General features: G+C 70.7%; 10 protein-coding genes and 2 pseudogenes. 10 read left to right on the forward strand and 2 right to left on the reverse strand.

The window, feature by feature from the left end:
• Positions 1–194: pseudogene (locus JNW87_RS25600) on the reverse strand (hypothetical protein); the annotation flags it as partial.
• Positions 195–272: 78 nt separating this feature from the next.
• Between JNW87_RS25600 and JNW87_RS25605 the strand changes: the two are divergent.
• The 10 genes from JNW87_RS25605 (at position 273) to JNW87_RS25650 (ending at position 11,758) form a co-directional block, all read left to right on the forward strand.
• Positions 273–1,643: a pitrilysin family protein gene (locus JNW87_RS25605; RefSeq protein WP_109804037.1), complete on the forward strand. Its 1,371-nt coding sequence runs from the start codon at positions 273–275 to the stop codon at positions 1,641–1,643.
• Between the two features lie 176 nt (positions 1,644–1,819).
• Positions 1,820–2,593 carry a 4-hydroxy-tetrahydrodipicolinate reductase gene (gene dapB, locus JNW87_RS25610; protein ID WP_109804038.1) on the forward strand — a complete coding sequence of 258 codons (774 nt, stop codon included), beginning with the start codon at positions 1,820–1,822 and terminating at the stop codon, positions 2,591–2,593.
• 566 nt (positions 2,594–3,159) lie between these two features.
• On the forward strand, positions 3,160–5,124 hold the full coding sequence (locus JNW87_RS25615) for a gamma-glutamyltransferase family protein (RefSeq protein ID WP_238454555.1): 1,965 nt from the start codon (positions 3,160–3,162) through the stop codon (positions 5,122–5,124).
• Positions 5,125–5,265: 141 nt separating this feature from the next.
• The gene (locus JNW87_RS25620) at positions 5,266–6,432 is read left to right on the forward strand and encodes a CapA family protein (protein ID WP_238454556.1); all 1,167 of its coding nucleotides are present in this window, start codon (positions 5,266–5,268) and stop codon (positions 6,430–6,432) included.
• A gap of 315 nt (positions 6,433–6,747) precedes the next feature.
• Positions 6,748–7,044: a hypothetical protein gene (locus JNW87_RS25625; protein WP_238454557.1), complete on the forward strand. Its 297-nt coding sequence runs from the start codon at positions 6,748–6,750 to the stop codon at positions 7,042–7,044.
• A complete protein-coding gene (locus JNW87_RS25630) occupies positions 7,041–7,970 on the forward strand; it encodes a hypothetical protein (protein WP_238454558.1) in 930 nt (309 codons plus the stop codon). The genes JNW87_RS25625 and JNW87_RS25630 overlap by 4 nt, the downstream gene beginning before the upstream one ends.
• Complete coding sequence (locus tag JNW87_RS25635) at positions 7,955–8,944, forward strand: HAMP domain-containing protein (protein WP_238454559.1); 990 nt, start codon at positions 7,955–7,957, stop codon at positions 8,942–8,944. Before JNW87_RS25630 ends, JNW87_RS25635 begins: the two co-directional genes overlap by 16 nt.
• Positions 8,901–10,187 (forward strand): poly-gamma-glutamate synthase PgsB, encoded by a 1,287-nt coding sequence (gene pgsB / locus JNW87_RS25640; RefSeq protein ID WP_236648341.1) that lies wholly within the window; start codon positions 8,901–8,903, stop codon positions 10,185–10,187. Before JNW87_RS25635 ends, pgsB begins: the two co-directional genes overlap by 44 nt.
• Positions 10,184–10,669: a poly-gamma-glutamate biosynthesis protein PgsC/CapC gene (locus tag JNW87_RS25645; RefSeq protein WP_109804041.1), complete on the forward strand. Its 486-nt coding sequence runs from the start codon at positions 10,184–10,186 to the stop codon at positions 10,667–10,669. Before pgsB ends, JNW87_RS25645 begins: the two co-directional genes overlap by 4 nt.
• A gap of 36 nt (positions 10,670–10,705) precedes the next feature.
• Positions 10,706–11,758 carry an NlpC/P60 family protein gene (locus tag JNW87_RS25650; protein ID WP_238454560.1) on the forward strand — a complete coding sequence of 351 codons (1,053 nt, stop codon included), beginning with the start codon at positions 10,706–10,708 and terminating at the stop codon, positions 11,756–11,758.
• A 23-nt stretch (positions 11,759–11,781) separates the two neighbouring features.
• On the opposite strand, the pseudogene JNW87_RS25655 reads toward JNW87_RS25650, so the two are convergent.
• Positions 11,782–12,339 (reverse strand): annotated as a pseudogene (locus tag JNW87_RS25655) (hypothetical protein); the annotation flags it as partial.

The raw sequence follows: 12,339 nt of genomic DNA on the forward strand, positions 1-12,339 counted from the left end.
GTGGCGAGGGCGGCCAGGGCGGCGGCGAGGGCGGCGAGGGCGGCGAGGGCGGCGAGCGTCCGCGCCGCCGGACCCGGCACAGCTGAGCAACGACCGGCCGGGTTGGGACGTGGTCCCCACCCGGCCGTCGACGACTCCAGCTCGGCGGGTCTGGCACCGCGCCGGGACCTGGAGCCGTCGCCGTGACACCGCACCACCACCCCTCGTCGAAGTGAGAGCAGGTTTCCGTGAGTCGGGCCCAGCGTTCGTCTTTTCCTGCGGGTCGACGGGGGGTGGCGCTGTCCGGCGCCGTCCGGCACGCCACCGGGTCGCAGCCCGGGCGCGCCGGTGGATCGGCGCGGGCGGTCACCCGCACGCTGAGTGACGACCCGCTGGGTGGCACGGTACGGCGTACCGTGCTGCCCAGCGGTCTGCGCGTGCTGACCGAGGCGATCCCGGCGATGCGCAGCGTCTCCTTCGGCATCTGGGTGGCGGTCGGCTCCCGGGACGAGACCGGGCCGCAGGCCGGCGCCGCACACTTCCTGGAGCACCTGCTGTTCAAGGGCACCAGGAAGCGGACCGCGCTGGAGATCTCCTCCCAGATCGAGGCGGTGGGCGGTGAGACCAACGCCTTCACCACGAAGGAATACACCTGCTACTACGCGCGGGTGCTCGACGAGGACCTGCCGCTGGCCATCGACGTGATGTGCGACGCGGTCGCGGACTCGGTGCTGGAACCGGCGGACGTGGAGACCGAGCGGGGCGTCATCCTCGAAGAGATCGCCATGCACGACGACGAGCCGGGCGACGAGGTGCATGACCTGTTCGCCCGGGCCGTCTACGGCGACCACCCCCTCGGCCGGCTGATCTCCGGCACCGAGGAGACGGTCACCCCGATGACCCGGCGGCAGATCCAGAGCTTCTACCGGCGCCGCTACACGCCGCCGCAGATCGTCGTCGCCGCCGCCGGCAACCTCGACCACGCCACCGTGGTCAAGCTGGTCCGCCAGGCACTGCGCGGCACCCCGCTGGACAGCGACCCGGCGGTGCCGGCCCCGCACCGCCCGGCCACCCCGGCGGTACGCACGAAGCCGGCCGCCACCCTGGTCGAGCCGAAGGAGACCGAGCAGGCGCACGTCATCCTCGGCTGCCCCGGCATCGATCGCACCGACGAGCGGCGCTTCGCCCTCGGCGTGCTGAACAACGTCCTCGGCGGCGGGATGTCCAGCCGGCTGTTCCAGGAGATCCGGGAGCGGCGTGGCCTGGCCTACTCGGTCTACTCCTATGCCAGCCAGTACGCCGACAGCGGCCTCTTCGCGGTCTACGCCGGCTGCGCGCCGGGCAAGGTGGACGAGGTGCTGGAGCTGACCCGGGCCGAGCTGGCCCGGGTGGCCGCCGACGGGATCACCGCCGACGAGCTGGCCCGGGGCAAGGGCATGTCGAAGGGCTCCTTCGTGCTGGGCCTGGAGGACACCGGCTCGCGGATGAGCCGGCTGGCCAAGGGGGAGCTGCTCTACGGCGACCTGATGCCGGTGGACGAGCTGCTCGCCCGGGTCGACGCGGTGACCCTGGACGACGCGAACGCGCTCGCCGCCGAACTGCTCGCCCGGCCGATGTCGCTCGCGGTGGTCGGCCCCTTCGGCGCGAACGACTTCACCGCCTGATCCCTGCCCGCCACCGCCCCGCCCACCGGTGACCCGGCGTGGGATGCGGCAGCTCGCGCCGTCCGTCATGGCGGGAGGCCGCGATCCGGCGCAGCCGGAGTGGACCTTGGCCGGTGGGTGGGACGTGGGGAGGTCCGGACGGGTGACGCCGTCCCGATTGGGATAGGTTGTGCCCCGTGACTGACGAGCAGGAGAAGAGCCCGGCCGAGCCGATCCGGGTCGGCGTGCTGGGTGCGCGCGGTCGGATGGGCATGGAGGTCTGCAAGGCGGTCGACGCGGCCTCCGACATGGACCTGGTGGCGATGATCGACCAGGGTGACTGGCTGTTCAACGCCTCCGACGCGGGCGCCGAGGTGATCGTCGACTTCACCACCCCGGACGTCGTCATGGACAACCTGCACTGGTGCATCGACCAGGGCATCAGCGCCGTGGTGGGCACCACCGGCTTCACCGAGCAGCGGTTGGAGCGGGTGCGCGGCTGGCTGGACCGGAAGCCCGGCGTGGGCGTGGTGATCGCCCCCAACTTCGGCATCGGCGCGGTGCTGATGATGCAGTTCGCGGCCCGCGCGGCCCGGCACTTCGAGTCCGTCGAGATCATCGAGCTGCACCACCCGCGCAAGCTGGACGCCCCGAGCGGCACCGCGACGCACACCGCGCGGTTGATCGCGGCGGCCCGCGCCGAGGCCGGCCTGGGTCCCGTGCCGGACGCCACCAAGGACGAGGTGCCGGGCGCGCGTGGCGCCGAGATCGACGGGGTACGCGTCCACGCCGTGCGCGCCGCCGGTCTGGTCGCCCACCAGGAGGTGCTGTTCGGCACCACCGGGGAGACGCTGACCATCCGGCACGACTCGCTGGACCGGGCCTCCTTCATGCCGGGCGTGCTGCTCGCCGTGCGCGCGGTCCGCAACCGTCCCGGCCTCACCGTCGGCCTGGACGCCCTGCTCGACTGAGCCACCGGTCCGCCCACCAGCGGGAGACCGTGCGCCACAACGCAGCGGCGGGCGCGGCCGGCTGACCGGGGCGCGGGCCCGCAACGACGGGGCGGGGCGGCCGCGGTGCGCCCGGTTCCGCCCGGCCAGCACGACGGCGGCGGCGCTGCTGGCCGACCCCGCCGGAAACCGGTCGTCCCGACGGTGGGCGCGCAGGCTCACCCGCGTGCTCACCCAGGTCCGGAGGGTCCGGCACGGTGTCGACGCCCGGGCGGTAACGGGTATCGGCGGCAGGGCCGGGCACCATGCGGACGCCGCGGCCCTGTGGGCCGAGGTGCATCGGTTCCTGGGCATCGAGGATGACGGGACGCCGACGACTCCTGGGTCATTGCTGCGCACCGCTGGCACAGCAGTCCCGCCCGCAACGACTTCCAGCGATGCCCTGCGCCACCGTTCGGGCGGCCAGGATGATAGCGGTGTCAGCTTCTGCTCGGCCGTTGGCGTGCCCACGACCTGCGTGGGCCGGGCGGCCGACCTGCGGTGGCCGCCGGCCGGATCCTCGTCGAGTGGGCTAGGTCCCGAGCGACATGTCCCGGAGCAGCCGCACCCCGCCTGCAATGGAGCTTCTTGAGCGTGGCGCCCCGTTTCTGCAACAGTGCCGAAAGGGTTGTGAGATGTCCGCACGCAAGCTGCACCACCTGATTTCCACCCTGGTGCTCGCGCTCGCCGTGCCAGCCGCGACGGTGCCCGTCGGAGCGGGAGCGATCGCGCCCTCGGACGTCTGCGCGAATGCGACCAGCGGCCGCAAGACCGATGCGGTGGGTACGAAGTTCATGGTGGCGGCCGCCCATCCTCTGGCCAGTGAGGCCGGTTGCCGGATCCTCGCGCGGGGCGGCCGGGCTGCGGACGCGGCAGTAGCGGTGCAGGCCGTGCTCGCCGTGGTGGAGCCGCACGCCTCCGGGCTGGCGGGCGGCACGCTCATCAACTACTGGGACGACGACAAGGAGAAAATACGGTTCTTTGACGGCTTGGCCAGAGCCCCGGAGAAGGTGACCGAGAATGTCCGGACTCCCACCGAGCAGGAACGCACTGCGCTCAGGACGGATCGGTTCCCGAACGCGGCCGGGGCAAGCGGACGGTCGTTCGGTGTCCCGGGCACCCTGCGGGTGCTCTCGACGGTGCACAGCGAATACGGTGCCCTCCCGTGGGATGAGCTCTTCGACGACGCCATCCGGCTCGCCGCGAACGGCTTTCCGATGTCCGCCAGCCTGCACGACGGCTTCGAGGAGCGCTTCAACGGGCGGAAGCGCTGCAACTACCCCGACCTGCGCCCCCGCTACTGCAACGGCGACGAGCCGAAGCCGGTCGGAACGATGCTGCGCAATCCCGAGATCGCTCAGGTGCTGCGGGAGATCCGCGACGGCGGCGCGGACGCGTTCTACGACCCGGCGGGCAAGATCGCCCCGGCGATCGCGGCACACGCGGCCAAGGGGCCCCTCAAGCTCAAGGGGAACACCGCGGGTCCGGTGGTGATCCCCAGTCTCATGACGGCGCAGGACTTCGCCGACTACACCGCGGTGGAGCGCCCCGAGGTGTGCCGGAAGGCGCTCGGCCTGTCGGTCTGCACTGCGGCGCCGCCAGCGTTCGGGGGAGTGGCCACCCTGCAGATGCTCGGGATGCTCGAACGCGGACAGGTGGCGAGGACCAAGCCCGCCTCGGCGGACCGCATCCACCTCTCCATCGAGGTCAGCCGCCTGGCGAACTTCGACCGCCGGGCGTACGTGGGTGACCCGGACTTCCACGACGTGCCCGTGGCCGGGCTGCTCGACGGGAAGTATCTGGACAACCGGTTCGCCCTCTACTCTCCTGACCGGGCGATCCATCCGGTGGAACCGGGCACCCCTCCGAACGTGCCGCCACCCGCACCGTCGATCAGCGACCAACCCGCCACCACGGACGTCGGCGACCCGACGAGCAACGCCAGCATCGTTGACGCGGACGGCAACGCCATCTCCATGACCACGACCAACAACAGTCACTTCGGGTCACACCTGGAGGCGCGGGGCATGATGCTGAACAACGCGCTGAACAACTTCACGGACACCTTGTCGGTCTCGCCGGGCAAGCCGGTGAACGTCCAGGAACCGAAGAAACGGCCCACCGCCTCGCAGGCACCGACGCTCGTGCTCGACCGCGAGGGGAAGAAGCTGAAGCTCGTGATCGGCGCCGCCGGCGGCTCGCACATTCCTGACTACGTCACCCAGACCCTGGTGGGCGTCTTGGTCGACCGCATGAGCCCGGCCCAGGCACTCGATCAGGGCCACTACAGCGGACAGGACATCACCCGCAAGTGTGACGGGAAGCGGGATGCGCCCTCCGAGCTCGAAGCGAACAGGCGAATCGCCCTGAACCTGCCTGACCTCGTGACCCGCGAGCACCCCTGCCCGAGAGTCATGGCACTGGACAGTGGCCTCACCGCGATCGAGGTCCGCGGAAAGCAGCTCCTCGGCGCGGCGGACCAGCGCCGGGACGGCGCCGCGACCGGGCGTTAGCACCGCCGGTGAGGGTATGCGCCTGCCGCGAAGCTCGCCGATCCGCCGGGACACGACTGACCGGTCGGTTCGGCGCGGGCGCGGCGACGGCGTGCTCGACTCCGCCGCGCCATCCAGCCCAGGAAAGGAGCAGGACCGCCGATGCGTGCATTCGCCGTCCGTGTCGTGCTCGTCACCGCGCTCGTCGTCACCCCCGCCGGCGGGTGGGCGCAGCCCGCCGACGCCGTCCCGGAGCGCCTGTCCCCGCAGCCGGCCGCGGCCGCCGCGCCGGAGGCGGGCACGCCGCGCCAGGTCAGCATCCTGGGCTCGGGGGACATCCTGGTCCACCCGCCAACCTGGCGGCAGGCGCGGGCCGACGCCAGGGCGGCCGGCCGCTCCGGCTACGACTTCGACCCGATCTTCGCCTCGATCCGTCCCGCCGTCGAATCGGCGAACCTGGCCATCTGCCACATGGAGGCCCCGATGGGGCCCGGTGAGCCCAAGGACTTTCGGCGCTTCAGGGCTCCCACCGACCTGGCCGCCGCGGTCCGGACCGCCGGCTACGACACCTGCTCCACCGCCAGCAACCACGCACTGGACCAGGGGGAGCAGGGCGTGTACGACAACCTCGACGCCCTCGACGCCGCCGGTCTGCGCCACACCGGCACCTTCCGGAACGCGACCGAGCAGGCCACGCCCACGATGTACCAGGTCAACGGCGTCAAGATCGGCCATCTGTCCTGGGCGATGAACTTCAACGACCTGGAGCCGCCGGCTGGCAAGGCGTGGCTGGCGAACCGCATCGATGTCGCCGCGATCCGTGCCGCCGCCGCCGCCACTCGAAAAGCCGGCGCCCAGATCATCGTGCTCTCCGCCCACTGGGGCACGGAGATGCAGCACCCCCCCGACGGCGAGCAGCAGTCCTGGGCCAGGCAGCTCATCGCCGACCCGAACATCGACTTGATCATCGGTCACCACGCCCACGTCGTGCAGCCCTTCGAGCGGGCCGGCGACAAGTGGATCGCCTACGGCGTCGGAAACACCCTCGCCCGCCACGATTTTCCCAAGGACGCCAATCGGGAGGGGGTGCTGGCCAAGTTCACCTTCACCGAGAGGCCCGACGGGCGGTGGGTGGCCACCCGGGCCGAGGCGATCCCGATCTGGCTCTCCCTCGAACCGACCATCCGCGTCGTGGACCTGCCTCGCACCCTTGAGCACCTGCCCGCCGGTGATCGCCGGCGTGCCCGCTACACCGCCACGATGGATCGGATCACCGGATACCTCGACAGCCGTGGGGCGCTCGCCGCCGGGCTGCACGTGAGGCGCTGAACCGGCTCCCCGCCGGAAGCGGCCGGCCCGACCGCGGCGCGCTCCATCTGCCTGCCCGCCCCGACAGCCGCGGTGGCCAACGTGAGGCTCCGCCGCCGGCTCGGGTTCATCCCGCCAGGGTGAAGTTCCCTCACCCTGCCTCGCTCGACAATTGATTTTGACCGTGCAACTTCCGATGCCCGCGGAAGGGAAGGGGTCGCCATGGGACAAAAAAGCAGTGGGCAGGAGCCGGATTCCGAGCGGCGGACCGGCCAGGAGACGTTTCGCGGACGCGCCCCGGTAGCGGCCGCAGGCGGCTCGCCGTCACAGGAGCAGGTGGTCGCCTGGCGGCGGCGAGCCCTCGACCAGCAGCTGCCGGCCGCCGGCTTCCCGGCGGGCTCCGGTAAGCCGTCGCTGGTGTATCTCTGGTCGACCATGGTGCTGGCCGCGGCCCTCGTGCTGGGGTTCGCGGTGCACAGTCAGCGCGCCGTGCCTCCGGCGGTGATCGACTCGCAGCAGGACAACGTGTTGAAGGTCGCCTCCAGCATGCGACTGACCATCAACCACTCCATCGAGGATCTTGACGAGCGGGTGGCCGGCGTCCCCCGTCGGTGCCGGATGCGGAGTTCGTGAAACAGCTGGTCGGCAATGGTACGGACTGGAGCGGAGTGGCGATCGTCGAGAACGCTTCCCGCCGCCCCCTGGCGACCGCCGGCACCGGTGTGCCGTTCGGGCAGCTACCGCCGGTGCTGCCCGACAAGGACACGATCCCGATCACCACCGACGACGGCCCGGCACTGGTGCGTAGCAGCAAGCTGGACGACGCGCGGACCCTGCTGGCGGTGCAACCGATCAACGTCGACGAGCTGCGGCTCAACCCCACCGCACGGCAGGGCGTCTTCGTCATCACACCGGACGGCAAGAGCACCCTGATGCAGGGGGTCAGCGCCGTGAGTGAGGTCCACCTGCCGGTGGTGTTCCGCAATTTGGCACAGTCGGGCTCGAGCGAGGGTCACCCGATCCGGGTGACCGAGTGGCCGGACAAGCAACTCGTCGTCTCCTCCGCGCCGGTCGGGGAAACCGGGGCGACGGTGGCCACCCTGATCGTCGCGGACGAGACGGGAGGCACCTCCACCCTCCAGGGCTTCCTGCTCGGCCTGACGCTGCTGGCGCTGGCGGTGCCGGGCTTCCTGCTGATGCGGCTGGCGGTGGTCCGCCCGGTAAGGTCGCTGCTGCAGCAGGCCAGGGCCAACGCCTGTGGCGACACCTCCACCAAGCGGCACTGGCTGGGGGTGGCCGAGGCGCATCGGATCGCCCGCGCGCTGGCCTTCACCTCCGGCGACGCCTCGGCTCCCAGCGCCCCGCGCAGGTGGTGGCGCTGGCGGTGGCGCCCGACCGCGACGCTTGTCCTGAGCCTGGCGACCGTGGCGCTCTGCTCTGGCCTGCCGCGGCGGTGGGCTACACGCTCCGCACCGCACAGCCGGCGATACCCGACCAGCTGGTCAGGGACGAGGAGAGCAGAGCCGAGGCGGCGAGCACCGTCATGGGCAAGGCGCTGAACAACGGTCTGCAGACCGTGGTCCGCATCTCCCAGGCGACCGAGGCCGGCGACCCGGCGCAGATGACCCCGGTCCTTGAGCAGGAGATTGCCGACAAGAACCGCTTCCGCGGTCTCTACATCCTCGGCCAGAACGGATCGGTGGTCAGCTCCGCGGGACGTGATCCGCTGCGGAACGAGCCGCTGCGGGGTGAGAGCGGCATCGATCTGGACAACCAGACCTCGCGGGTTCCGGTGGTTTACGCCTGGCGGGTGGCCACCAACGGGGTCGCCGTTGTCGGTGAGTTCAACATCGACTACCTGCTGGAGATGCTGCGTGCGGTGGACGGGCAGGTGCGGGTGGTGGACGAGGACCTGCGCACCGTCTTCGACTCGCAGGGTTTCCGCGCCTTCCAGGAGCTGGAGGGAACGGCGCGGGCAGCGGCCGCCGAGGCGTTGCGGGGTGGCACCGTCGGTATGGCGGAGACGCCCGCCGGGGCTCCGGCGCTGATCGCCGCGGCCGGTCTGAACAAGCCCAACACGGTCGCTCCGCTGAAGTGGTCGCTCGTGGTGGAGCAGGACCTGGCCGGGCTGCGGTTGCCGCAGAGCGACGGGCGCCGGTGGACTCTGCTGGTCGCCGGCCTGGCGACGGGGGGCGTGCTGCTCAGCCAGGTGTGGCAGTACTTCGTCTTCGCCCGGCCACTGCGACGGCTCGCCACCGAGGCCGACCGGATCAACGACGGCTCCGTCGAGCAGCCGATCCCGCCGCAACGGCACGACGACATCGGGGCTCTGGCGATGTGTCTCGAAATCTGCCGTCAGGTCCGGCACACCGGCTCCAGCCGGTTGGGCGGTGCGACCCGTCTGCGCGGCGCGGAGGAGGACCTCACCATCGTCCTCCCCGAGGTCCCGCAGCCGCCTGATGCCGATCGGGCCGCGTCACCACCCGGCGATGGCGCCGATCATCGTCCCGACGATCGAGACGAAAGGGGTTGACGTGGCGTACCTCTACATCGTGCTCGTCATGTGCTCCCTGGCTCTGCTGGTCGCGGGAGTCGTCGAGCAGCGCAACCACTATCGGAACCTGGACCGGATCCAGGACCGGGTCCTGGTCAACGGCATCCGGGGCAAGAGCTCGATCACCCGGCTCTGTGCCGGCGCGCTACGCGGCGGCGGCCGGGTGGTGGTGGCCAAGACCACCGGCACCGCGGCCCGCTTCATCTTCCCCGATGCGACCGAGGAGCCGGTGCACCGCAAGTTCGGCATCGCGAACGTGGCCGAGCAGATCGGCATCGTGCGGCGGGCCGCCGTGTACCACCCGGACGTCCTGGTCATGGAGTGCATGGCGGTGATGCCGGCGCTGCAGGAGGTCAACCAGAGCAAGTTGATCCGGTCGAACATCGGCGTGCTGTGCAACGTACGCGAGGACCATCTCACCGAAATGGGCCCCACCCTCGACGATGTCGCCCGGTCCCTGAGCCGGTCCATGCCGGTCGGGGGTGTCTGCGTCACCGCAGAGCGGGAGCGGCTGGCGATCCTGCAGGAGGAGGCCGAGCGGCGGGACTGCCGACTCGTCGCGGTCGACCCCGAGTCGGTGACCGACCAGGAGATGGACGGCTTCGGCTGGATCACCTTCAAGGAGAACGTCGCCATCGCGCTGGCCGTTGCGGAAGAACTGGGCGTCGACCGGCACAGCGCACTCAAGGGCATGTGGGAGGCGCCGCCGGACCCTGGCGTGCTGTCCGTGGCGCGGGTGATGCACGGCGACAAGCGCATGCGGTTCGCGAACATCTTCGCCGCCAACGACCCCGAGTCGACCTTCATGAACATCCAGCAGCTGGAGGGCCAGCACCTCATCACCCGCCCGCTGACCATGGTGATCAATTGCCGACCGGACCGGATCGAACGCAACGGCCAGATGGGCGAGCTGAGCGGTCGGGTACGGCCCGAGACCATCATCCTGATCGGAGAGGTGACCAAGAGCGCGCGGACGGCCATTCCGGCGGAACTCCAGGACCGGGTGGTCGATCTCGGCGGCAAGCCGGATCCGAGCCGGCTGCTCGAAGGCGTCACCGCGGCGACGCCGGACGACTCCTCGATCGTCGCCGTCGGCAACATTCACGGGCAGGGTGAGGTGTTGCTCCACGAGCTGGCGAGGTTGCCGGGGTGGATTTGCGAGGACGGCTCGGAGTCCGGCTCCACGCTTCGCCTGCCGACCTGGGAAAGGACGCAACGATGACCTTCGGCGGAGAACTCAGTGCCCAACTGGCCACCGCGAGCCTCGGCATCGGACTGGTGTTCGCGTTGCTGTGCTATCTGACCACCAACCTCTCACCCGGCGGCATGATCACGCCGGGCTGGATCGCGCTGACCCTCATCGAGGACCAGCTCCAGGCGGTCATCGTCGTGGCGGTGACCGTATTGACCTACCTCATCGCCCGGGTGCTGCAACGGGTGGTGATCCTCTACGGAAAGCGGCTGTTCGCGGCGATCGTGCTGGTCAGCGTGGTACTCCAACTGACGCTGTTCGTCATCGTCCAGCGTGACCTCCCGCTGCTGTTCGCCCACCAGACGCTGGGCTTCGTCATCCCGGGCCTCATCGCGTACCAACTGGTGCGCCAGCCGCCCAGGGCCACCATCTTGGCAACCCTCGTGGTCACCGGGATCACCTTCGGGGTCGCGTACAGCGGCGTCGTCGCCGGTTTCGTGCCAGTGACCTGACCGATTGCGGAACCGAGTTGCGAAAGGAGAACAGGCATGAGGTACCTGAGGTACCTTCGCAGTCGGACTCCACTGCTCACCCTGGCCATGTTGGCCGTGGTGGTGGCGCTGAGCATGGCGACCTACGTCGTGGTACGGCCGTCGCCCTCGGATCAACCGGAGCTGACCCTGGGCGCCGCCAAGGCCGCCGGTGGCCCGACGCGCGGTGCCATGGGATACACCTACCAGCGGTCGACCGGCCCGGATCGCACCGAGATCCTGGACTCTTCCGGACAGCCGGTCGCGATCATGACCGACGGCGCGCGGACCGCGAACATCTACGGCCCGTCCCGAACCTTCGAGGAGCCCCGCTTCACCGATGCCAAGGTCGAGAGCAACGTGTGGGTTCGGCTGGCGCCGCAGGCGTGGCACGCCGGTGCCGAACATGAGCAGTGGTTCGTCGACTGGCTCGGCGCCGCCCGCAAGGACCGCTCGCCGGACGTGCTGGCGATCGCGTTCGAGTACGTCGACGGGGCCCCGGTGAAGAAGGACAACCAGGGACAGCAGTATTCCGGTGACGCGTCGTTCGGGCCGATCGATCCGGCGGACCCGGATGGTCGCCAGGAGCGCTCCGACTTCTTCGACTACCTGGGCCTGCCGTGGTCGTTCCTCGACGGGAAGGCGGGGGTGCCCGAGCCGCAGCGCCAGCTCGCTCTGGACTGCTCCGGCTACTTGCGGATGGTCTACGGTCACCGGCTCGGCTATCCGCTGCGGGGCACGAACACGCCGGGGGAGGGCCTTCCTCGCCGGGCGTTCGCGATGGCCGAGTTCGGACCGGGCGTCCAGCTGATGCCCAACTCGGGTCAGCGGGCCCGGGGGATGGACCGCCTGCTCCCCGGCGACCTGGTCTTCTTCAACGCCCAGCCAATACCGACCGGCCAGATCGATCATTCAGGTATCTACCTCGGCGTCGATGACGGCGGGCATCACCGGTTCATCTCCAGCCGATCCCAGACGGATGGTCCGACCATGGGCGACCTCTCGGGGGCACCCCTGCTGGACGGCACCGGCTACTGGCCGGACCGGTGGCGTACCGCCCGCCGGCTCTGAGCCCGATCCACCGACCGGGCGGCTCAGTCGATGGCCACCCTGAGGGTCGGCCCGGCGGTGAGGGCGTCGCTGCCGACGAAGGCCAGGTCGACGGCCGTGTCGGTGAAGGTGATCGGGCTGGGCGGCGTGGCCGGGACGCCGTCGGGTAACGGCAGGTCCGGCGTCAGGATGATCTCGATGCCGACCATCCGGCCGGCGAAGCGGGTCGCGTAGAGGGCGACCTTCCCCTGCAGGGTCATCCGATCGGCCGCGAAGAGCGTGGTCCGGTCCGCCGGCCCGGTGGAGCGGAGCAGGAAGTCGTCGACGACCGCCTGGTCCATGGTGAACTTCAACGCCCTCAGGCTGCCCTCGGCGGTGGGCAGGTCCACGATGCCGTCCAGGCGCAGCCCGGTCATGGTCACCGCCGACCCGGTCAGCTTCCATCGGCTCCCCGCGGCCAGCGGCTGTGTCGGGTCGGCGGCGAGCCACGGCCACATCCGCGCCACCCCGCCCCCGCCGCTCGGCGGTGGGGGCGGGGTGGCGCAGCCGGTATCGGGAGCTGAGGGCTCGGGGGCGGCTGTCCCCGCCCGCGGCCGAACCGG

It is taken from the genome of Micromonospora sp. ATA51, assembly GCF_016802855.1.
GTDB classification, from domain to species: Bacteria; Actinomycetota; Actinomycetes; order Mycobacteriales; family Micromonosporaceae; genus Micromonospora; species Micromonospora sicca.

Bases quoted from the DNA above. Each gene is read 5' to 3' on its own strand.
- JNW87_RS25615 (WP_238454555.1), top strand. From the start codon at position 3,160: ATGTCCCGGAGCAGCCGCACCCCGCCTGCAATGGAGCTTCTTGAGCGT.
- JNW87_RS25620 (WP_238454556.1), top strand. From the start codon at position 5,266: ATGCGTGCATTCGCCGTCCGTGTCGTGCTCGTCACCGCGCTCGTCGTC.
- JNW87_RS25635 (WP_238454559.1), top strand. From the start codon at position 7,955: ATGGGCAAGGCGCTGAACAACGGTCTGCAGACCGTGGTCCGCATCTCC.
- pgsB (WP_236648341.1), top strand. From the start codon at position 8,901: ATGGCGCCGATCATCGTCCCGACGATCGAGACGAAAGGGGTTGACGTG.
- JNW87_RS25645 (WP_109804041.1), top strand. From the start codon at position 10,184: ATGACCTTCGGCGGAGAACTCAGTGCCCAACTGGCCACCGCGAGCCTC.
- JNW87_RS25650 (WP_238454560.1), top strand. From the start codon at position 10,706: ATGAGGTACCTGAGGTACCTTCGCAGTCGGACTCCACTGCTCACCCTG.